We start from the raw sequence: 20,566 nt of genomic DNA on the forward strand, positions 1-20,566 counted from the left end.
ACACAAGGACCGACCATGACCGCCCTCACCCAAGCCCACTGCGAAGCCTGCCGCGCCGACGCGCCCAAGGTATCCGATGACGAGCTGGCCGAACTGATCAAGCAGATCCCGGATTGGAACATTGAAACCCGCGACGGCCACATGGAGCTGGAGAAGGTCTTCGCGTTCAAGAACTTCAAGCACGCCCTGGCCTTCACCAATGCCGTCGGCGAGATCGCCGAGGCCGAGGGCCATCATCCCGGTCTGCTCACCGAGTGGGGCAAGGTCACCGTGACCTGGTGGAGCCACTCGATCAAAGGCTTGCACCGCAACGACTTCATCATGGCCGCGCGCACCGATGAGGTAGCCAAGACAGCCGAGGGCCGCAAGTGAAACAGTTCAGCGACGTGGCGCGGGTCCCCGGCGACCCGATTCTCGGTCTGCTCGATGCCTACCGTGCCGACCCGAACCCGGCCAAGCTCGACCTGGGCGTTGGCGTCTACAAGGACGCCCTGGGCCTGACGCCGATCCCCAAGGCGGTGAAGCTGGCAGAGCAGCGGCTGATCGACAGCGAGCAGACCAAGAGCTACATCGGTGGCCATGGCGATCCTCTGTTTGGCGAGCAGCTTCTGCGTCTGGTCCTGGGCGAAGGCTCGCCAGCCCTGGTTGAGAACCGGGCCGGCTGTACCCAGACGCCCGGCGGTACCGGCGCGCTGCGGCTGGTGGGCGATTTCATCGCCAAATGCCTGCCGGGCCGTAGCCTCTGGCTCAGCGACCCGACCTGGCCAATCCATGAAACTCTGTTCGCAGCGGCCCAGCTAAAGGTCGAGCACTATCCCTATGTGAACGAGCAGAACCGGCTGGACGTGCCGGCCATGCTCGCCGCGCTGGAGCAGATTCCCAGCGGCGACGTGGTGCTGCTGCACGCTTGCTGCCACAACCCCACCGGCTACGACCTGAGCCAGGACGACTGGCGTCAGGTGTTGGAAATCGTTCGCAAGCGTGAGCTGTTGCCGCTGTTCGACTTCGCTTACCAGGGTTTCGGCGACGGGCTGAACGAGGACGCCTGGGCCGTAAGGCTGTTCGTCGACGCGTTGCCGGAAGTGCTGATCACCAGCTCATGCTCGAAGAACTTCGGCCTGTATCGCGAACGCACCGGCGCACTAATAGTGGTCACGGCGGACGGCGACTCGCTGATCGACGTACGCAGCCAGTTCGCCTCGGTGGCGCGCAATCTCTGGTCGACACCACCGTCTCATGGCGCGGCCGTCGTGGCGACGATTCTGGCCAATAGCGAGTTGCGCCAGCTCTGGGAACAGGAAGTCGCCGCCAAGCGCGAGCGCATCGCCGGCTTGCGCCAGGGTCTAGTGGGAGCGCTGCAACCGCACGGTCTGGCCGAACGCTTCGCGCATATCGCTCGGCAGCGGGGGATGTTCTCCTACACCGGCCTGACCGCCGCGCAAGTGCTGCGCCTGCGCATCGATGACTCGGTGTATCTGGTGGAAAGCGGCCGCGCCAATATTGCCGGACTGGATGCCGCGAGGCTGGATCAGCTGGCCGCAGCCATTGCGCGGGTAGTTTCAGACTGAGCCCAGCCACGGTGGAATGGGTGGGCGTCGGATGATGCCGTCGGACGTCGGATTACGCCTCCGGCTAATCCAACCTACGTTGACGGGGCGTCGCGAGTGCTCTGTAGGATGAAATCGCCGAAGGCGCTACCGTCGCTTGCTGCCCCGACGATGCACGCGGCCGTCGGATTTCTTTCCTGCCGAGCTTCGGATTACGCCTACGGCTAATTCGACCTACGTTGACGGAGCATTGTGGGCTGAAGCGCAACGTCGCCCGGCCCACCTACAGCTCACCGTTTTCAAAACACGGGTACCGCTGTAAAAAGACGAACGCCATCAATTCGCCAGCGCACCGCACTGATGCTTGTCGTAACATGGGTCGCCCGGCGATGAGCGGAGTCCAGCGTCAGTAAACGCGGCCGCTAATGTCACTCAACACGTCCGACAGCGAGCGCGCCCATGATTCAACATGACGCCAGTAACCCAGCCCCTTCTTCCTATTCCTGCCATTCGGCCGAGGAACACGGCGGTTGCCCCAGCTGCGCCAGCGGCGAGCGCCTTGGCTTTCGCTTCAGCTACGCCTATCAGCCGATCGTTGATCTCCAGGCGCGCGAAATCTTTGCCCATGAAGCGCTGGTCCGAGGTGTCAACGGCGAACCGGCACCCAGCGTGCTGTCGCAGGTCACCGACGAAAATCGCTTCCGCTTCGATCAGGCCTGTCGCGTGAAAGCGATCAAGACCGCCGCCAAGCTCGACATGCGCAGCCGGCTATCGATCAATTTCATGCCCAACGCCATCTATCGTCCGGAGCTGTGCATCCGCTCGACGCTCGAAGCGGCGCGCGTGCATGACTTCCCGGTGGAGCGGATCATCTTCGAAACCATTGAGGGCGAGCGCATCAGCGACGCGAAATGGCTGGCCGAAGTGTTTCGTGAATATCAACGCATCGGCTTTCTCACCGCCATCGACGATTTCGGCGCCGGCTTCGCCGGGCTCAACCTGCTCGCAGACTTCCAGCCGGACATCATCAAGCTGGACATGGATCTGATTCGTGGCATCGACCAGAGCCGTGCGCGTCAGGCGATCGTCAGAGCAACAGTCGGGATGTGTCAGGAGCTGAGCATCGCCGTGATCGCCGAAGGCGTGGAAACCCTTGATGAATGCAGCGCTCTGCACGATCTGGGCATCAACTTGATGCAGGGGTATCTGTTCAGCAAACCGCTATTCGAGGCATGCGGCCAGGCCGAAACGCTGGCGTGGCCGGGCTGACGGGAACGCCGCTCGCCCCGCCCCACCTAGTTCGCTGCCTCAAATCCTCGCGCGCACCTGCCTCGGGCTGATGCCGAACTGTCGCTTGAACGCCGTGGCGAAGTTGGCCGGGCTGTTGTAACCCGCGCGCCAGGCGGCTTCGTTGACACTGACGCCGTCGCGCTCCAGCGCTTGACGCGCCTGCAGCAGCCGCCGTGCGCGTTGGTATTCAAACACGGTCATGCCATGCAGCGTGCGGAACTGACGTTGCAGGGTATTGGCGTTAACACCGATTTCCCGCGCGATGCGCTCCAGCGTCCAGTCATCTGCCGCACCGCTATCGAGCAGCTCGGTAAGCCGCTGCACGCGCACATGCTCATGTGGGCGCAGACCGACGCTAGGTGCTCGCTCGTCAAGACTGCCCAACGCCTCGCAGGCGATATCCAGCGCGCGGCTTTCCAGATACAGACGTTGCAGCAGCGGATCGTAGTCGGGCGGATTGAGCATCTGCTCGGCCAGGGTCAGCAGGCGCGCCGAGGGCTGCCACACCTGCGGCGCCAAGTGGCTTTGCATGAAGCGATGCACCGAGCTGCCAGCCTCGCCGCCGGCAGCCTCGAACCACTCGGGCGACAGGCTGACCACCAGCTTGCGGATATGCCGGCCGCGCCGGGCCTGGCGACGGAACAGCACCGGCTCGTTCATCGCCAGTGCAATCCCCTCGGGACTGCGACACCGGCCCGGCTGGCCAAAGGTGAGCGACAAGTCACCGTAGTTGACCTCGCTCTGCCCATCGAGAAAGAGCACGAACGACAGGCGCGGGCCGACGACGTTTTCCGTGACGAAGTCCTGCAGCTCCTCGTAGTCGGACCAGTGCAGCGACAGCCCGTCGCGCAACTGCAGCCAGCCCACCCGACCATAGAACAGGCGATCGTCGTCAGGCCTCGCCAGACGCAAGCCCGGCTGGCTCGTGAGTGGCAACTCGTCGCGTCGGATGAGGTGATCAGGCTGCTGCATGGCGCATATCCCCGGCAATGGCAGATCGCAAAGCAAATGTTCGTTCGCGCAAAGGTTCTGTCCACAGCGCGGTGGCAGACTACGCGCCGTTACATCTTGATGCAAATCATTATCATTAAGTGAAGCCAAGGGGCAGCCACCAATCTGCCCACCGCTCGCGACAGGAGCCGCCGCATGGACAGAACCACCCGCCCCTTCCGTCTTACCCATCATTCTCGGCGCTGGCTGCTGGTCGGCCTGCTCGCGCCCTTTCCGCTGAGCGCTCTGGCCCAGGGCGTCGCGCCGCAGGACGAGCCGGTCCAGCTGGAGAGCATCACGGTCGAGGGCAACCGCTTGTATGACATGCCGTCCTCGGAGCAGAGCGGGGGCTATACGGTGCCGGCTGCCACCGTCGGCACCAAGACGCCAGCCGAACTGCGCGACATTCCGCAGTCGATCACCGTCTACACCAGCGATTACATCCGCGACCGTCAGTTCGTTAACCTCGATGATCTGGCCAAGTACACCGCCGGCCTGCGCACCCTGACCAACGACAGCGGCCGCTCCTCGATCTATGCACGCGGCTACGAGTACGACGAATTCAACATCGACGGCCTGCCCGCGCCCATGGCCAGCATCAACGGCACGCTGCCGTCGCTGTCGCCGTTCGACCGGGTGGAAATCATGCGCGGCCCGTCCGGGCTGTTCAGCAGCACCAGCGAGATGGGCGGCATCGTCAACATGGTCCGCAAGCGCCCGACCGCCGAATTCCAGGGCAGCCTGACCGGACGCTACGGCACCTGGGACCAGAACTATCAGGAAGCCGACTTCGCCGGACCGCTCGATGAGGAAGGCCGCGTACGTGGCCGCGTGGTCGCCTCGCGCGCCGACACCAACGGCGAGGTGGACTACAACGAGAACACCAGCGAGAGCTTCTATGGCGCGCTGGATGTAGATCTCTCCGATGCCACCACGCTGTCCCTCGGGCTGATCCACCAGACCAAGGACATCCTGCCGCACAACGGCTACCCCGCCGCCACCGACGGCAGTCTCCAGAACTTCAGTCGCTCCACCTACTTCGGTGCCGACTGGGGCGATTTCGATAGCCGCAGCACCGATGCCGTCGCCGAGCTGACCCACCGCTTCGACAACGGCGGCTACGGCCGCGTCGCCGTGCGCGGATCCAAACGGGCCACCGACTACCTCTATGCCTTCACCGGACGCAACGCCACCACGGGCGTGACCAACCTCTCCTACACCGCACGCGACTTGGAGCAGGACACCCTCGCGGTGGACGCCAACTACAGCCAGCCGTTCGAACTGCTGGGCCAGGTCTCAGAATTCGTCGTCGGCACCGATTTCAAACGCTACGAGACCGAATACGCCGATGCCCGCGGCAACCTTGGCGGTATCGACGTCGACACCTATCACCCAAGCGACAAGCCGAGGCCGAACATCACCTTCGGCACGCCGACCGAGACCGAGGAACGCGAAGCCGGGCTCTACGCCAAGCTGACCTTCCGCCCCGTCGAGCGCCTGGCGCTGATTGGCGGCGCTCGCGTGAGTAGCTTCACGGGTGAGAACAGCACGGCCGATCACGACACCAAGGAAAGCGGCAATGTCACCCCCTACGGCGGTCTGGTGTTCGACCTCGATGCGCAACACTCGCTGTACGCCAGCTATTCGCAAGTGTTCAAGCCGCAGACCGAGACCGATGCCGGCGGACGCATCATCGAGCCACGCGAAGGTGAGCAATACGAGGTAGGCATCAAGGGCAGCTACTACGGTGGCGACCTGAACGCGCGGATCACCGCCTTCCAGCTCACCGACGAGAATCGCGCCACTGGTGCCATCGACGACTTCGGCGTGCCCATCGGCGGCGTGTACGAGGCCAGCGGCAAGACCCGCATCCGCGGCGGCGAATTCGAAGTCAGCGGTTACCTGACGCCTGATTGGGAGGTGCTGGCCGGCTACACCTACATGAAGACCGAGAATCTGTCCGGCGACGAGAATGCGCTGTTCGCTCTGATGCCTCGCCACCAGGCCTCACTATGGACCAAGTACACGCTACCCGGCGGCACTCTGCGCGGCCTGGGCATCGGCGCCGGAGTCAGCGCCATGAGCGACTTTCACATCGAACGCGCCGGCAGCCCGCGGTTGAGCGCACCCGGCTATGCGGTGGTCGATGCCAAGCTGTCCTACCCGATCACCGAGAAGCTGACCGCCACCTTCGACGCCAACAACCTGCTGGACCGCAAATATTATTCGCGGGTCGGCAGCGTCGGTACCTTCAATTTCTACGGCCCGTCACGCAATTTCGTCGTCGGTGCCCGCTACGAGTTTTAATCCGCCCGAGCCGTCGGCGTCCTATGGATGTTGGCGGCTTCGCCATGGAGAACGCCATGTCTCAGTTTCACGCCGTAGTCCCCACACCACGCGCCGCGCGCAATATGACCCGCCTGTGCAAACACTTCGCCCACAAGGGTGACGTGCGCTTCGACGAGGCCCGCGCAGAGATCGATTTCGCCTTCGGCAACTGCCAGATGCGCGCCGAAGCCGACCGTTTGCTGATCGATTGTCAGGCCGAGCCCGGCGATGCCGAAAAACGCCTGCGCTTCGTCATCGCCGATCACCTCCAGCGCTTCTCCGGCGAGGAAGCGCTGCTGGTCGACTGGCAGCAGGGAGCCCTGCCACCAGCGGATGGAGTGGTGCCATGAAGCGTCTCGCTCTGGTCCTGATAGCCAGCGTCGGTGCGCACCTGATGCCGGCAGCGGCGTCCACTGCCCAAGAGTGGCAAGCCGTGACACTGTCGCAGGCCGAGCAGCGTCTTCTGCACTCAACGCATACCGACCGCGACTACCGCATTTTCGTCTCGCAGCCACAGCACGAACCACCACCCGGCGGCTATCCGGTGCTCTACGTGCTCGACGGTAATGCACTGTTTCCTTCGCTGGCGATCCAGGCCCAGGCGCTGGAAGCCCGCCCCGATCCGACCTTGCGCAACTCCGTTCTGATCGTCGGCATCGGCTATCCGGGCGAGGGGCTCTACGACTTCAAGGCGCGCGCCGGGGACTACACACCCGACGCTGAGGACCGTCAGCGGCTGCCCGGCCGCGAACCGCCACCCTCCGGCGGCGCCGAGCGCTTCCTGGAATTTATCGAAACCGAGCTCAAACCGATGATCGCCGAGCGCTATCCGGTCGATCCGGCGCGGCAGACGCTGTTCGGTCACTCCTACGGCGGGCTGTTCACCCTCTACACGCTGCTCAACCGACCGCAGGCGTTCAGCGGCTACGTCGCCGCCAGCCCGTTGTGGTACAACGGCTATATCGAGCGCAGCCTGGCGACGTTCGAGAAGGGAGTGAAACGGCATCCCGTGCAGGCGCGCCTGCTGGTCACCGCCGGCAGCGCGGAAGAACCCGCCGCCGACGATCCGCTGACCGATCCACGCCAGCGCCACATGGCTGAGCGGCGTATGGTGGGCAATGCGCGGGAGCTGGCCGAACGCCTGTCAGCCGTGTCCGGACTGACGGTCGACCTGCGCATCAACGAAGGGGCCAATCATGGCACCAATGCGCAGTACAGCACGGTGCAGGCGCTGGAGCTGGAGCTGGCAGCCTCGACAAACATGCCAGCCACGACGAAGACGGGCCACTGACAGGCCCGAGCTTCGCCTCTGGCGGTGCCTGCTCGGGTCAGATACGGAAGCTGCCGACCAACTGTTTGAGGCGAGCGGCCTGTTGTTCGAGGTCGCCACAAGCACGCAAGGTTGACTGCAGGTTTTCCACGCCTTCCTGGTTGAGGGTATTGATCTCGGTGATGTCCATGTTCAGGGACTCGATCACCGAGGTCTGCTCTTCGGTGGCGGTGGCGACCGACTGGTTCATCGCGTCGATCTCGCCGATGCTCTGGGTCACGCTGCCAAGGCGCTCGCCGGCCTGGTTGGCGATGCCCACACTGGCCTCGCTCTGGCGCTGGCTCTCGGTCATAGTGGTGACCGAATCACGCGCGCCGATCTGTAGCTTTTCAATCATCCCGTGGATTTCCTGCGCGGAGGTCTGGGTCCGATGGGCCAGGCTGCGCACCTCGTCGGCCACCACTGCGAAGCCACGCCCGGCTTCACCGGCGCGGGCCGCTTCGATGGCCGCGTTGAGCGCCAACAGGTTGGTCTGTTCGGAGATGCCCTTGATCACGTCGAGAATCTGGCCGATGCCCACGGTCTGGCTATTGAGCGCTTCGATCTGCGTGCAAGACGCACTGATGTTGTTCGACAGCTGCTTCATCGCCACGATGTTCTGCTCGACCACCTTGCGTCCGTCTTCGGCTTGATGGCTGGCACCGCTGGCCTGTTGCGAGGCATCGGCGGCGTTGCGGGCGATCTCCTGAGCGGCGGCGCCGAGCTCATTGATCGCGGCGGCCACGCTGTTGGTGCGGCTGGCCTGCTCATCGGAGTTGACCATGGAGGAGTTGGAAGCCGTCAGCACGCGCTGCGCCACTTCGTTGACCTGCTCGGTCGCCGATGCCACATCGCGGATCGACCCGTGAATACGCTCGACGAAGCGGTTGAAGGCCAGCGCCAGGGTGCCGAATTCATCATTCGACTCGACCTTCAGCCGCCGGGTGAGGTCGCCCTCGCCCGCCGCGATGTTCTCCATGGCCCGCCCCATTTCGGTGAGCGGGCGCATCAGCACGCGAATCAGCATGCCCAGCAGCAGCATGATGAAGGCAACGGCGATAACGGTGGCCAGCACAGCCGTAGTGCGGAAGCTCGACAGCGCCGCGTAGGCCTTGGCCTTGTCTACCGAGATGCCGACGTACCAAGTCACCGAGGGCAGGCCAGGGACCGGGCTGAAGCTGACGATCCGCGTCTCGCCGTCGAGCTCGGCTTCGCTGTAGTTGCTGGTGAGCGCGGGGGTGTTTTGCGGGTAGAGCTCGGCCAGGGTCTTCATCACCTTGGTCTTGTCCGGGTGCACCAATATCTTACCGTCGCCGCTGACCAGGAAGGCATAACCCATGCCGTCGAAGTCCAGCGCGTTGATGGTGTCCACCAGCATGCGCAGGCTCAGGTCACCACCGACCACGCCGAGGTTTTGGCCGCCACGTTTGGCTGGCGTTGCCGCCGAAATGACCAACTCTTTGGTAGCGGTGTCCAAATAGGGCTCGGTCAGCGTCGTACTTGCCGCGCTGATGGCGTCCTTGTACCAGGGCCTTTGGCGCGGATCGAAGTCTGCCGGCAATTCAAGGCGGGGATAAACGATGAACTCGCCGTCGTCGGCGCGACCCAGATAGGTAAAGGCGAACGTGGAGCTGAGCGCCGGCTGCGCGACCAGCGAATTGACCGCCCCGCCGGAGCTGTCATGGGCGATGGTCTGCGCCACGCTTTCCAGCAGCACTAGACGGCCGGCAAGCCAGCTCTGGATGTTGTGCGCGGTGCTATCGCCCATCTCGCTCAGGTAGCCCTGGAGATTGTCCCGAATGGCGTTGCGCTGCAGGTAATCGTTGTAGAGCGTGAACAGGGCGAAGGTCGCGATCACTACGAGTGACGCGGCCAGCAATATTTTGTGGCTGAACTTGAGACGGCTAGACATGAGAGCAACCATTTGTTTTGTTCTGGATCAAGGCGGCAATCCCAGGCCTGGCTGAGCATCCGTTGCATTACCGATCTGTCGGCGTCTGCCGATGAATCTTTAATCATCGAATTTCGGTCGAAACGGGCCACAGCCTCCATGAACAGGGGCTTTCGATGCCTCACTGACGGACCAGCGATATATCTTGTGGCAATTTAGAAAAGCGCCCATGCACAAGCAAAAACGGCACGCTCATGCCGAGCGTGCCGTTCCGTTAACGCACCAGATGGGCTGGCGAACTCAGCGTCCTGCGAGCGCCGGCATCACCCGTGGCCGCAGGCCTTCGCCAAGGATGGTCAGTACGCCGATGGCGCCGACGATCCAGTACCAGCGCACCAGCGGGTCGAAGCCCAGCCAACCGAGGGCATGCAGAAATACCATCAGGATCAGCACGGGGCAGACATAGCGCACCATGAACAGCCACAGCGCATAGCCCAGCGGTGGCAGGTCCAGCTCGTCGCGCATGATGTCGCTGCGCAGCGCGTATCCGGCAAAGACCACGATGAAAATCCCGCCCAGCGGCATCATCCAGCGCGAGGTCAGGTAGTCCAGCCAGTCGAAGAAGTTCTTGCCCAGCGGCGTCCAGCCCGACAGCAGGTTGAACGAGAGCATCGCCAGCAGGCTGATCACCAGCAAGACCGCGCCGGAGCCGATGGCCGCCTTGAGGCGGCTGATGCCATGTTTTTCGTTGAGGTAGGCGACAGTGGCCTCGATCATCGAAATGGCCGAAGTCAGCGCGGCGAGGGAAACCATGGCGAAGAACAGCACGCCGAAGGCGGTGCCGAACGGCATCTGCTGGAAGGCCAGCGGCAGACTCATGAAGATCAGCCCCGGTCCGGCGGTAGGGTCCATGCCGTTGGCGAAGATGATCGGGAAAATCGCCAGGCCCGCCAGCAATGCCACGCAGGTATCGATGATGGCGACCGTGAAAGTCGTACGGGCAATGGACTTGTCATCGGGCAGGTACGAGCCATAAGTGAGGATCGCGCCGGACGCCAGGCTAAGCGTGAAGAAAGCGTGACCGAGGGCGGCCAGCAAGGCTTCGCCAGTAATTTTCGAGGTGTCGAAGCTGAACAGGAAAGCGAAGCCCTGATCGAAGCCGCCACTTGTGAAAGCGTAGCCGACCAGGACCAGCAGCAGCACGGCGAGTCCCGGCATCATCCAGCGCACCGCATTCTCGATGCCCTTCTGCACGCCCTTGGCGACGATCCACAGTGTCAGCAGTGCTACCAGCAGGCTCCAGCCGCCGAGCTGCCAGGGGTTGCCGTTGTGCGCCTCGAATACCTGCGCCATACCGTCGACCGAGGTGGCGGCTAAAGAGCCGTCGAGCATTTTCAGGGTATAGGCGAAGGCCCAGCCGGCGACCACTACGTAGAAGCAGAGGATCAAGAAGCCGGCCGCCATGGCCATGCCGCCGACGCCCTTCCACAATGGACTGCTGCCGTTTTCACGCGCCGCGCGGCCAATCGCATCGATGGGGCTGCCGCGGCCACGCCGGCCGATGGCGATCTCGGTCATCATCACCGGAATGCCGATGGCCAGGATGCACGCCAGGTACATCAACACGAAGGCGCCACCACCGTATTCGCCGGTGATGTAGGGGAATTTCCAGATATTGCCGAGGCCGACTGCGGAACCGGTCGCGGCGAGAATGAAGCCCCAGCGGGACAGCCAGAGGTTCTTGGGTTTTTCACGGGTCATGCGTCACCTGTTTGTTTTTATCTGTGACGAAAATCGAACCCGCCACGCTCGTAGCGCGACGGAATGTGCAAGGCGGATAAACCTTTATTGAGCGTCGGGCTGCACCTCCGGAGCTGCTTTGGCAAAGGCTTCGAGGGTTTCGCAGCGTTCGACCATCTCGAGGATGCGCGGGTACGCAGTGAGGTCACAGGCAAAACGGCGCGCATTGTATACCTGTGGAATCAGACATGCCTCCAGGTAACCCGGACGCCTGCCGAGTGACAACCTGCCCTCGAACGGGGTTAGCCCCTGCTCGACGCTCGCCAGGCCGGTAGCGATCCAATGACGGACCCACTCGTTCTTGACCTCGGCCTCCACGCCCAGCGTGCCGCTCAGGTACTGCAGCACGCGTGTGTTGTTCAGCGGATGCACATCACAAGCGATATGCAACGCCAGCGAGCGCACCCGCGCGCGATCGGCGGGATCGTCCGGCAGCAGCGGCGGTAGCGGGAAGATTTCTTCCAGGTATTCGAAGATCGCCAGCGACTGGCCGATGCGCTCGTCATCATCGACCAGCAACGGCACCAGGCCTTGTGGATTGAGGGCCCGATAGTCAGCTGAATGCTGCTGGCCGCCATCCTTGACCAGATGCACCGGCAGATTCTCGAACGCCAGCCCCTTGAGATTCAGAGCGATGCGCACTCGATAGGCCGCGCTGGAGCGCCAGTAGCCGTAGAGCTTGAGCGTTGCTGGCGCGCTTGATGGGTCAGCTGTTATCGCTTGATTGCTATCCATGGATATCCCTGAGTTAAAAGGGCGGCGCGGAACCGATGTAGGGTGGGCTTTAGCCCACCGATACCGAATCGGCGGACTTGGAAGTGGTGGGCTGAAGCGGAACGCCGCCCGGCCCACCCTACATGCTGGCCCAGGCGACGTTCCGACCGTTTTACTCGCCCCCAATCACGCCGCGACGAACCTGGTCTTCCTCGATGGATTCGAACAGCGCCTTGAAGTTGCCTTCGCCGAAGCCCTGATTGCCCTTGCGCTGGATGATTTCGAAGAAGATCGGGCCGATCACCGTGTTGGTGAAGATTTGCAGCAGGATGCCGTCGTCACCTGATTTTCCGGTCCCAGGCGCCCCGTCGATCAGCAGGTTCAGCTCGCGCAGCACCTCGGTGGGCTCGCCATGTCCGGCGACGCGGGTGTCGACCTTCTCGTAGTAAGTATCCGGCGTGCTCATGAAGTCCACGCCATTGGCGCGCAGCTGGCGCACGGTCGCGTAGATGTCGTCGGTGGACAGGGCGATGTGCTGGATGCCCTCGCCGTGGTACTCGCGGATGAATTCCTCGATCTGCGACTTGTCGTCCGCCGACTCGTTGATCGGGATACGGATCTTGCCGCACGGCGCGGTCATCGCGCGGGAGAACAGGCCGGTGAGCTTGCCTTCGATATCGAAGTAGCGAATCTCGCGGAAGTTGGCGATGCGCTCGTAGAAGCCGGACCAGACGTCCATCTGCCCGCGCATGACATTGTGGGTCAGGTGATCGATGCACATCAGCCCGACGGCATTGTCGTTCGGCGTGCGGCCTTCGATGTACTCGAAGTCGACGTCATAGATCGACCTGTCACCGTAACGATCAACGAGATACAGCAGCGAGCCGCCAATACCTTCGACGCAGGGAATATTCAGCTCGCCGAAGTTGGCGTGGCTGCCCACCAGCTTGGCGCCCTGGGATTCGACATAGGTGGCGGCCTGAGCGGCGTTCTTAACCCGGAACGCCATGGCGCAGGCGCTCGGCCCGTGCTTCTCGGCAAACTCGCGGACATGGCCGCTGGGGCTGCCGTTGAGCACGATATTGATGTCGTTCTGCTGGAACAGCCAAACCTCTTTGGAGCGATGCTTGGCGGTTTCGGTAAAGCCCATCTGGTTGAACAACTGACGCAGCTGCTCGATGCCCTCGGCATTCGGCGCGGTGAATTCGACGAACTCGAAACCGTCGGTGCCGATGGGGTTGTGCTGCTCGATCTTGGTCACAGCGTTCATTGCGCCTCCTGCTTATTGTTCTGGTGTCGCACGGACATGGCGGCTCCCATCACACCCCAGCGCAGCACGCCGGACAATCCCGTTTCAAGTTCCCGACCTGGCGGCGACACGGGTTGTCCGTCAGCTTTTCGTTACAGCACCAGACGTGCCGCAGATGCTGGTCCTCCGACTTTCCATGCGTAACGAAAAGTTGACGAGCCAGTGCGACAAGGCGCCGCAGCGGGTGTTCAAGGTCTTTACGGAGGGGTGTGGTGGGCTGAAGCCCACCCTACAGCTGAATCCCCGGTAGGGTGGGCCGGGCGGCGCTCCGCTTCAGCCCACCAAAGCGCGGCATCGAGTTGGCACTCAACCAAGCGCCCCGCGACCTAGCCTGGGCAACGCCGATGCCTAGATCACCCCAATCAAATTGAAGAACACCAACCCGATCGCCACCGGCGTGCCGAAGCGCAGCAGGTTCCACCACATACGGAACCAGCCGGGATGAACGATACCAACCGCCTCGCGCACTACCTTCTCCTTGAGCACCCAGCCGGTGAACAGCACCGTGCCCAGCCCGCCCAGCGGCATTAGCCAGTTGGCGGTGAGGTAGTCCATGCTGTCGAAGAAGGTGCGTCCGAACAGCTGATAATCGGCCCAATGGTTGAAGGAGAACACGCTGGCAAGGCTGAGCAGCCAGAGCACGGCGCCGGTGGTCAGCACGGCCTTGGCGCGGCTGATGCCGAAGCGTTCGTTGAGCCATGCGATGCCTGGTTCGCTTAGGGAGATGGTCGAGCTCACCGCAGCCAGCACCAGCATGACAAAGAACAGCCCACCGAACAGCTGGCCCAGCGGCATCTGGCCAAAGGCAATCGGCAACGTGACGAAGATCAGTCCCGGACCGGAGCCCGGTTCGAGGCCATTGGCGAATACCAGCGGAAAGATCGCAAGCCCGGCCAACAGCGCCACCGAGGTGTCGGCCAAGGCCACCAGCAGCGAGGTCTTGGCGATCGAGACACCCTTGGGCAGGTACGAGCCGTAGGCCATCATGGCGCCGCAGCCGAGGCTCAGGGTAAAGAACGCATGCCCGAGGGCCAGCAGCATGCTCTCTGCGCTCAGTGCGGAGAAGTCCGGTACGAACAGGAACTCGACGGCCCGGGCGAAATCACCGGCCACAGCGGCATAGCCGACCAGCCCTAGCAGCAGAATGAACAGCCCCGGCATCATGAAACGCAACGCACGCTCCAGCCCGTCGCGCACGCCGAGCCCGACGATCAGCATGGTCACCGCCAGCACCGCCGAGCCGTACAGCACCAGCCGCAGCGGGTCGGCCAACAGCGCATCGAACAGCGCGGCGCTGGCCGCCGCATCCGCGCCGGTGAAGCTGCCGCTGAGTGTTGTCGGCACATAGGCCAGCGCCCAGCCAGCCACCACGACATAGAAGCTCAGAATGAGAAAACCGGTGAATCCGCCAAGCCAGCCGACTGTACGCCAATTCGGACTGGCGCCGGCCTCGCGGGCCAGGTTGGCGACCGCACCGGCCGGATTCTGCCGCCCGCGCCGGCCGATCAGCACCTCGGCCATCAGCAACGGAATGCCGATGGTGAGGATGCAACCGAGATAGACCAGTACGAAGGCACCGCCGCCGTTTTCGCCGGTGATGTAGGGAAATTTCCAGATATTGCCGAGGCCGACGGCCGAGCCGGTGGCGGCCAGGAAGAATACCCAGCGCGAGGACCAGAGCCCACGCGCCGCGCTTTGCTGAGTACGAACGGAGGCGCCACCGAGCGTACCGGCGGCGAGGCTGCTTTTTTCAGTCATGCGGATTCCTGCTTGTTGTTTTTGTCAGGGATGTACACGGACGAGACGACACGCGGCGTGCGGACGCTCGACAACAAGGGGCGCCCATGGACGCCGCGCTTGTCTGCGTCTTTCACGAATGGCTCGGCAGTACGGCCAGACGGTACGGGGCCGCCGGGGATCGCTAAGCGTGCAGGCGCTGCTCGCTCGGCTGCGCCAGGGTCTCACCGGTCTGCAGCCGCTCGAGGGCCAGGCGGTCGGCGATGACCGAGGTCGGTTCGCCACTGACAGCGGCCCGGCTGAAGATCTCACGCAGGGTGTCACCGATACCTTTGACGTGCGCATCGGTCTGCGCCGCGCTGCCACCGATGCGCTGGTAGTAGACGTCGATGATGCCGCCGGCATTGATGGCGTAATCCGGCGCGTAGAGTTGATTGCGGCGCTGCAGCTCGACACCAATCTCCGGGCTTGCCAACTGGTTGTTCGCCGCACCGGCAATCACCGGAGCACGCAGACTCTGCAAGGTCTCGGCGTTGAGGATGCCGCCCATGGCGCAGGGCGCGAAGACATCCACATCCAGGCCATAAATGTCGTGCGGGCGTACCGCGCTGGCACCGAGCTCTTCCATGGCGCGCTGTACGTTTGCATCGAAGATGTCGCAGACCCACAGCTCGGCGCCGGCCTGTTTGAGATGCCGGGCCAGGCCCAGGCCGACATGACCGACACCCTGGATCGCCACCTTGATACCAGGCAGATCATCGCGTCCCAGCCGATGCTGCACGGCTGCCTTAAGGCCGACGAACACGCCGAGCGCGGTGGACGGCGATGGATCGCCGCTGGCGATGCTGCCGTCGAGCAGCGTGCGCGGCGATGCGCCCATCACATGACGGGTGCGCTGGGCGAAGGCCTGCATCTCGGCATCGCCGGTGCCCGAATCTGCCGCAGTGATGTAGCGCCCGCCGAGGCTGTCAACGAAATCGCCCATGGCATGCAGCAGCGCCTGGCTCTTGCCGGTATGCGGATCGCCGATGATCACCGCCTTGCCGCCGCCGAGCTTGAGGCCCGCCAGCGACGATTTGAGCGTCATGCCACGGGACAGGCGCAGCACATCGCGCACGGCGTCGTCGTCACTGGCGTAAGGGAACATCCGGCAACCGCCCAGCGCCGGGCCGAGCGTGGTGTCGTGAATGGCGATGATGGCGCGCAGACCCGACGCCTTGTCGTGGCAGAAGACCACCTGTTCGTGGTTATCGAAATCGGGATGGGTGAAGACGGACATTGAGGATTCCTCTGTTGTTGTTTGATTCGGGCCCGGTTCATCGAGGCCGTTGAAAATTTGTAATGAACAGCATGTGCATAGAGCCAAACCGTAGGGTGGGCTTTAGCCCACCAGTACGCTGAACTCCGCTGGTGGGCTAAAGCCCACCCTACGTTGAAGAGCGCCGCCCGCCCCCCCTACGCTGAAGCCCTTACGCTGCCGGCTCGAACAACCGCACGCTCTGCACCTCGTCGCCGCGGTTCAGCTGCTCCTTGAGCACCTTTTCCTGCTGGCGTGCCTTGGCAATGGAGCGTTCCTTCACCGGGCCATAACCGCGGATCAGTTCCGGTAGCGCGGCGATTGCCACGGCAGTGCGGTAATTGCTCGGCTTGAGTTGCGCCAGGAGCCCGTCGAGATTGCGCTCGTACTCGCTGATCAACTCGCGCTCGACACGGCGATCATGGCCGTAACCGAACACATCCAGCGGCGTACCGCGCAGGAATTTCAGCTTGGCCAGCACGCCGAAGGCATTCAGCACCCAAGGGCCGAGCTCACGTTTGCGCGGCTCGCCAGTTGCGCTATCGCGCTTGGCCAGCCAAGCCGGGGCCAGGTGGAACTGTAGCTTGTAGTCACCTTCGAACTGCGCCTCCAATTGCTCGCGAAACTCCGGCTCGCTGTACAGCCGCGCCACTTCGTACTCGTCCTTGTAGGCCAGCAGCTTGAAGTAGTAGCGCGCCACGGCTTTCGACAGCGCCAGGTCGTCGGCCGTATCCAGCGCCCGCACCTGCTCGACCTTATCGCGATAACGCTTGGCATAGGCGGCGTTCTGGTAACGGGTGAGGAAGTCCACGCGCCAGTCGACGATTTCTTCCAAGGTCTGGCAGATCGGCTCGGCCAACTCCTTCGGACGCGCCAGTTTTTCCACCGTCTCACGCTCCAACGCCGCACGACGTCCCCAGCGGAAGGCCTGCAGGTTCAGCTCGGCTGCCACGCCATTGATGGTGATGGCCTTCTCAATGGCCTCAGCCGACAGCGGCAACAGCCCCTGCTGATAGGCAAAGCCGAGCAGGAACAGGTTGGTGGCGATGCTGTCGCCCATCAGCCGGGTCGCCAGCCGAGTCGCGTCGATGAAGTGCGTCTTCTCGGCACCCACCGCATCCATCAGCGCTTCGCGCATGGCCTTGCCCGGCACCTGGGCGTCGGGGTTGCGGGTGAATTCCGCCGTCGCCGCCTCATGGCTGTTGATCACCGCGTGGCTGATCTGATCGTTGAGGCGAGTCAGCGAATCGTCACCGGCCGCCACCACCAGATCGCACCCCAGCAGCAGATCGGTTTCGCCCGCTGCGATGCGCACGGCATAGATGTCATCCTGCTTGGCGGCGATGCGTACGTGGGTGACCACCGGGCCGAACTTCTGCGCCAGGCCGGCCTGGTCGAGCACGGTGCAACCCTTGCCTTCCAGATGCGCCGCCATGCCCAGTAGCGCGCCAAGGGTCGTCACACCGCTGCCGCCGACGCCGGGAATCAGTACGTTCCATGGACGTTCGAGGGTCGGATGTTGCGGCTCCGGCAACTTTGCCGGATCGAGGCTAGCACCGACCGCTTCCGGCTTGCGCAACCCACCGCCATGAACGGTGACGAAGCTCGGACAGAAGCCTTCGACGCAGGAAAAATCCTTGTTGCAGGCGTTCTGGTCGATCTCGCGCTTGCGCCCCAGCTCGGTTTCCAGCGGCAATACGGCGAGGCAGTTGGACTTCTCGCCACAGTCGCCGCAGCCCTCGCACACGGCGGGATTGATGAAGGCACGCTTGGCCGGGTCTTCCAGCTTGCCGCGCTTGCGCCGACGACGCTTCTCGGTAGCGCAGGTCTGGTCGTAGATGATCACCGAGACGCCCTTGAACTCACGCAGCTCGCGCTGCACGGCATCCAGATCGCGGCGATGATGGAAGCTGGTGATCGGCGCGAAGCCATCGCGGCTCGGGTACTTGTCCGGCTCGTCACTGACCAGCGCGATGCGCTTGACGCCCTCGTCGGCGACTTGCCGGCTGAGCTGGTCGACGCGCAGCTCGCCGTCGATGGGCTGGCCACCGGTCATGGCCACCGCATCGTTGTAAAGAATCTTGAAGGTGATATTGACGCCCGATGCAACCGCTGCGCGTACGGCGAGGCTGCCGGAGTGGAAATAGGTGCCATCGCCGAGGTTCTGGAACATGTGCGGCGTGTCGGTGAACGGCGCCTGGCCGATCCAGTTGACGCCCTCGCCACCCATCTGGGTGAAGGTCTCGGTGCGCCGATCCATCCACTGCACCATGTAGTGACAGCCGATGCCGGCCGAAGCGCGGCTACCCTCGGGCACTTTGGTCGAAGTGTTGTGTGGGCAACCGGAGCAGTAATGCGGCGTGCGCACGGTGGTGTAGCTGTGCGCGGCGAGAGCCTTCTCCTTGGCGGACAAAAACGCCAGCCGCGCCTGGATACTGTCGCTGGTGTAGATCGGCGCGAGGCGCTTGGCGATCACCCGGGCGATCATCGCGGGGGTCAGCTCGCTGAGGTTGGGCAACAGCGAATTGCCCTGCTCATCGAACTCGCCCACGACCCGAGGCCGCTTGTCCACCGGCCAGTTGTAAAGCTGCCCGGTGAGCTGGTCCTCGAGGATGCTGCGCTTTTCCTCGACCACCAGAATTTCGTCCAGGCCCTGGGCGAATTCGTGCACCGAGACCGGTTCCAGCGGCCAGCTCATGCCCACCTTGAGCACCCGCAGGCCGACCTGGGCGCACAGCGCTTCGTCCAGCCCGAGGTCATCCAGGGCCTGGCGCACGTCGAGATAGCTCTTGCCGGTAGTGATGATGCCCAGGCGCGGGTTGGGCGAATCGAGCATGATCGGGTTGAGGTTGTTCGCACGGGCGAAGGCGCGCGCGGCGTAGATCTTGTACAGGTTGAGGCGTTTTTCCTGCGCCAGTGGCGGGTCCGGCCAGCGGATGTGCACGCCGTCTTCGGGCAGTTCGAAATCGTCCGGAATGGTCACGCTGACGCGCAACGGATCGACTTCCACCACGGCGGACGAATCGACGTTTTCGGCGATGGTCTTGAGCGCCACCCAGCAGCCCGAATAGCGCGACAGCTCCCAGCCGAGGATGCCGTAATCGAGGATTTCCTGAACGTTAGCCGGGTTAAGCACCGGAATCGAGGCCGCGATGAAGGCATGCTCGCTCTGGTGCGGCAGCGTCGAGGATTTGCAGCCGTGGTCATCGCCGGCCAGCAGCAGCACGCCGCCATGGGGCGAGACACCGGCGGCGTTGGCATGCTTGAACACGTCGCCCGCGCGGTCGACGCCCGGCCCCTTGCCGTACCACATGGCGAAGACACCGTCGTATTTCGCGCCGGGGAACAGATTGGTCTGCTGGCTACCCCAGACCGCCGTCGCCGCCAGTTCCTCGTTGAGGCCCGGCTGGAAATGGATGGCGTTCTGCTTGAGGAATTCGCGCGCTTCCCAGAGGCTCTTGTCCAGCCCACCGAGCGGCGAGCCGCGGTAGCCGGAGATGAAGCAACCGGTGTTCAGGTTCCGAGCCTGGTCGCGTTGATGCTGCAGCATCGGCAGGCGGGTCAGCGCCTGGGTGCCGGTGAGGTACAGATGTCCGGTTGCGAGCCGGTACTTGTCATCCAGGCGGATCTCGGCCAATGACATGGGGCGCTCCTGTTTGTTTTTATCGGAGTCTGGACAGTGCTGTTCACTGTCCGCCTAAAAAGTCGTGGGCAGCTGCACGGTAAGCCGCCCCACGCCAGCGTCCAGCGGGGGATCACACCACCGTTGCGCGTTGGATAAGAGTCTGGCCGTGACGAAGAGAGATTTTCTTTCTACTTTTGCGGTGTAAGCGCCTTCGCGTGCATGATCCATCCACTAACAACAACAAAACAGGAACAACCATGCAGACCCCGCTGAGCAGCATCGACCGCAAGATTCTGCTGCTGCTGCAACACAACGCCGACCTCTCCGCCGCCGAGGTCGCGGAAAAGGTCGAGCTATCGCAATCGCCCTGCTGGCGACGCATCCATCGGATGCAGGAAGAGGGGCTGATCGAACGCAAGGTCGCTCTGCTCAACCCCAAGAAGCTCGGGTTGAATATGACGGTGTTCGTCAACATCAAGCTCTCTGCCCACGGCCGCAGCAACCTCGACGAATTCGAACGGGCGGTGGTCGGTTACCCCGAAGTGCTGGAATGCCACACCATGGCCGGTGAATCGGACTATCTGCTCAAGGTCGTGGCCAAGGACATCGACAGCTACGAGCGCTTTTTGCGCGATCAGCTCTTGCAGCGCCCCCATGTGCAGGAGGCCCACAGTCATATCGCCATGAGTGAAGTGAAGCGGACGACGGAGTTGCCGTTGGATTAATGCA

Annotated in this window: 15 protein-coding genes and 1 pseudogene; 7 read left to right on the plus strand and 9 right to left on the minus strand. The window is 63.3% G+C overall.

Going from position 1 to position 20,566, the window contains the following annotated elements; genetic code table 11:
• The first annotated feature begins 15 nt into the window (after positions 1 to 15).
• The 3 genes from GYM54_RS09760 to GYM54_RS09770 all read left to right on the plus strand — a co-directional run bounded on the left by GYM54_RS09760 (position 16) and on the right by GYM54_RS09770 (position 2,816).
• Positions 16 to 372, plus strand: a complete 357-nt coding sequence (locus tag GYM54_RS09760; protein WP_131650888.1) for a 4a-hydroxytetrahydrobiopterin dehydratase — start codon at positions 16 to 18, stop codon at positions 370 to 372.
• Complete coding sequence (locus GYM54_RS09765; RefSeq protein ID WP_197445848.1) at positions 369 to 1,568, plus strand: amino acid aminotransferase; 1,200 nt, start codon at positions 369 to 371, stop codon at positions 1,566 to 1,568. The genes GYM54_RS09760 and GYM54_RS09765 overlap by 4 nt, the downstream gene beginning before the upstream one ends.
• A gap of 438 nt (positions 1,569 to 2,006) precedes the next feature.
• Positions 2,007 to 2,816 (plus strand): EAL domain-containing protein, encoded by an 810-nt coding sequence (locus tag GYM54_RS09770; protein WP_131650890.1) that lies wholly within the window; start codon positions 2,007 to 2,009, stop codon positions 2,814 to 2,816.
• A gap of 39 nt (positions 2,817 to 2,855) precedes the next feature.
• Here the strand turns inward: GYM54_RS09770 and GYM54_RS09775 are convergent, their stop codons facing one another.
• The gene (locus GYM54_RS09775) at positions 2,856 to 3,809 is read right to left on the minus strand and encodes an AraC family transcriptional regulator (RefSeq protein ID WP_197445849.1); all 954 of its coding nucleotides are present in this window, start codon (positions 3,807 to 3,809) and stop codon (positions 2,856 to 2,858) included.
• A gap of 174 nt (positions 3,810 to 3,983) precedes the next feature.
• On the opposite strand from GYM54_RS09775, the gene GYM54_RS09780 reads away from it, so the two are divergent.
• From GYM54_RS09780 to GYM54_RS09790, 3 genes are read left to right on the plus strand one after another with little or no spacing between them, the layout of a single operon-like run.
• A complete protein-coding gene (locus GYM54_RS09780; protein WP_197445850.1) occupies positions 3,984 to 6,134 on the plus strand; it encodes a TonB-dependent siderophore receptor in 2,151 nt (716 codons plus the stop codon).
• Between the two features lie 56 nt (positions 6,135 to 6,190).
• Entirely contained in the window at positions 6,191 to 6,505 is a 315-nt protein-coding gene (locus GYM54_RS09785) for a DUF2218 domain-containing protein (RefSeq protein ID WP_131650893.1), read from the plus strand.
• Entirely contained in the window at positions 6,502 to 7,446 is a 945-nt protein-coding gene (locus tag GYM54_RS09790; RefSeq protein WP_197445851.1) for an alpha/beta hydrolase, read from the plus strand. The genes GYM54_RS09785 and GYM54_RS09790 overlap by 4 nt, the downstream gene beginning before the upstream one ends.
• A 37-nt stretch (positions 7,447 to 7,483) precedes the next feature.
• Here GYM54_RS09790 and GYM54_RS22040 read toward each other — a convergent pair whose 3' ends face one another.
• From GYM54_RS22040 to GYM54_RS09825, 8 genes and pseudogenes are all read right to left on the minus strand, one after another.
• Positions 7,484 to 8,248 carry a methyl-accepting chemotaxis protein gene (locus GYM54_RS22040; protein ID WP_374105193.1) on the minus strand — a complete coding sequence of 255 codons (765 nt, stop codon included), beginning with the start codon at positions 8,246 to 8,248 and terminating at the stop codon, positions 7,484 to 7,486.
• Between the two features lie 93 nt (positions 8,249 to 8,341).
• Positions 8,342 to 9,388: pseudogene (locus tag GYM54_RS22045) on the minus strand (cache domain-containing protein); the annotation flags it as partial.
• A gap of 267 nt (positions 9,389 to 9,655) precedes the next feature.
• Positions 9,656 to 11,116, minus strand: a complete 1,461-nt coding sequence (locus GYM54_RS09800; protein WP_181105108.1) for a sodium-dependent transporter — start codon at positions 11,114 to 11,116, stop codon at positions 9,656 to 9,658.
• Positions 11,117 to 11,200: 84 nt separating this feature from the next.
• Positions 11,201 to 11,890: a maleylacetoacetate isomerase gene (gene maiA, locus GYM54_RS09805; RefSeq protein WP_197445853.1), complete on the minus strand. Its 690-nt coding sequence runs from the start codon at positions 11,888 to 11,890 to the stop codon at positions 11,201 to 11,203.
• Between the two features lie 151 nt (positions 11,891 to 12,041).
• A complete protein-coding gene (hppD, locus tag GYM54_RS09810) occupies positions 12,042 to 13,139 on the minus strand; it encodes a 4-hydroxyphenylpyruvate dioxygenase (RefSeq protein WP_197445854.1) in 1,098 nt (365 codons plus the stop codon).
• A 387-nt stretch (positions 13,140 to 13,526) separates the two neighbouring features.
• Positions 13,527 to 14,936, minus strand: coding sequence for a sodium-dependent transporter (locus GYM54_RS09815; RefSeq protein ID WP_197445855.1), 1,410 nt, complete (start codon positions 14,934 to 14,936; stop codon positions 13,527 to 13,529).
• Positions 14,937 to 15,099: 163 nt separating this feature from the next.
• On the minus strand, positions 15,100 to 16,194 hold the full coding sequence (locus tag GYM54_RS09820) for a Glu/Leu/Phe/Val dehydrogenase (protein WP_197445856.1): 1,095 nt from the start codon (positions 16,192 to 16,194) through the stop codon (positions 15,100 to 15,102).
• A gap of 190 nt (positions 16,195 to 16,384) precedes the next feature.
• Positions 16,385 to 19,855, minus strand: a complete 3,471-nt coding sequence (locus tag GYM54_RS09825; RefSeq protein ID WP_197445857.1) for an indolepyruvate ferredoxin oxidoreductase family protein — start codon at positions 19,853 to 19,855, stop codon at positions 16,385 to 16,387.
• Positions 19,856 to 20,094: 239 nt separating this feature from the next.
• Between GYM54_RS09825 and GYM54_RS09830 the strand changes: the two genes are divergently transcribed.
• Entirely contained in the window at positions 20,095 to 20,562 is a 468-nt protein-coding gene (locus GYM54_RS09830) for an Lrp/AsnC family transcriptional regulator (RefSeq protein ID WP_045430192.1), read from the plus strand.
• The last annotated feature ends 4 nt before the right edge of the window (positions 20,563 to 20,566 follow it).

The organism is Pseudomonas sp. MTM4 (assembly GCF_019355055.1).
Classification (GTDB): domain Bacteria; phylum Pseudomonadota; class Gammaproteobacteria; order Pseudomonadales; family Pseudomonadaceae; genus Stutzerimonas.

Coding starts and splice junctions, on each gene's coding strand:
- GYM54_RS09790 (WP_197445851.1), top strand. CDS start 6,502: ATGAAGCGTCTCGCTCTGGTCCTGATAGCCAGCGTCGGTGCGCACCTG.
- GYM54_RS09815 (WP_197445855.1), bottom strand. CDS start 14,936: ATGACTGAAAAAAGCAGCCTCGCCGCCGGTACGCTCGGTGGCGCCTCC.
- GYM54_RS09825 (WP_197445857.1), bottom strand. CDS start 19,855: ATGTCATTGGCCGAGATCCGCCTGGATGACAAGTACCGGCTCGCAACC.
- hppD (WP_197445854.1), bottom strand. CDS start 13,139: ATGAACGCTGTGACCAAGATCGAGCAGCACAACCCCATCGGCACCGAC.
- GYM54_RS09830 (WP_045430192.1), top strand. CDS start 20,095: ATGCAGACCCCGCTGAGCAGCATCGACCGCAAGATTCTGCTGCTGCTG.
- GYM54_RS09800 (WP_181105108.1), bottom strand. CDS start 11,116: ATGACCCGTGAAAAACCCAAGAACCTCTGGCTGTCCCGCTGGGGCTTC.
- maiA (WP_197445853.1), bottom strand. CDS start 11,890: ATGGATAGCAATCAAGCGATAACAGCTGACCCATCAAGCGCGCCAGCA.
- GYM54_RS09760 (WP_131650888.1), top strand. CDS start 16: ATGACCGCCCTCACCCAAGCCCACTGCGAAGCCTGCCGCGCCGACGCG.
- GYM54_RS09785 (WP_131650893.1), top strand. CDS start 6,191: ATGTCTCAGTTTCACGCCGTAGTCCCCACACCACGCGCCGCGCGCAAT.
- GYM54_RS09775 (WP_197445849.1), bottom strand. CDS start 3,809: ATGCAGCAGCCTGATCACCTCATCCGACGCGACGAGTTGCCACTCACG.
- GYM54_RS09780 (WP_197445850.1), top strand. CDS start 3,984: ATGGACAGAACCACCCGCCCCTTCCGTCTTACCCATCATTCTCGGCGC.
- GYM54_RS22040 (WP_374105193.1), bottom strand. CDS start 8,248: ATGGTCAACTCCGATGAGCAGGCCAGCCGCACCAACAGCGTGGCCGCC.
- GYM54_RS09770 (WP_131650890.1), top strand. CDS start 2,007: ATGATTCAACATGACGCCAGTAACCCAGCCCCTTCTTCCTATTCCTGC.
- GYM54_RS09820 (WP_197445856.1), bottom strand. CDS start 16,194: ATGTCCGTCTTCACCCATCCCGATTTCGATAACCACGAACAGGTGGTC.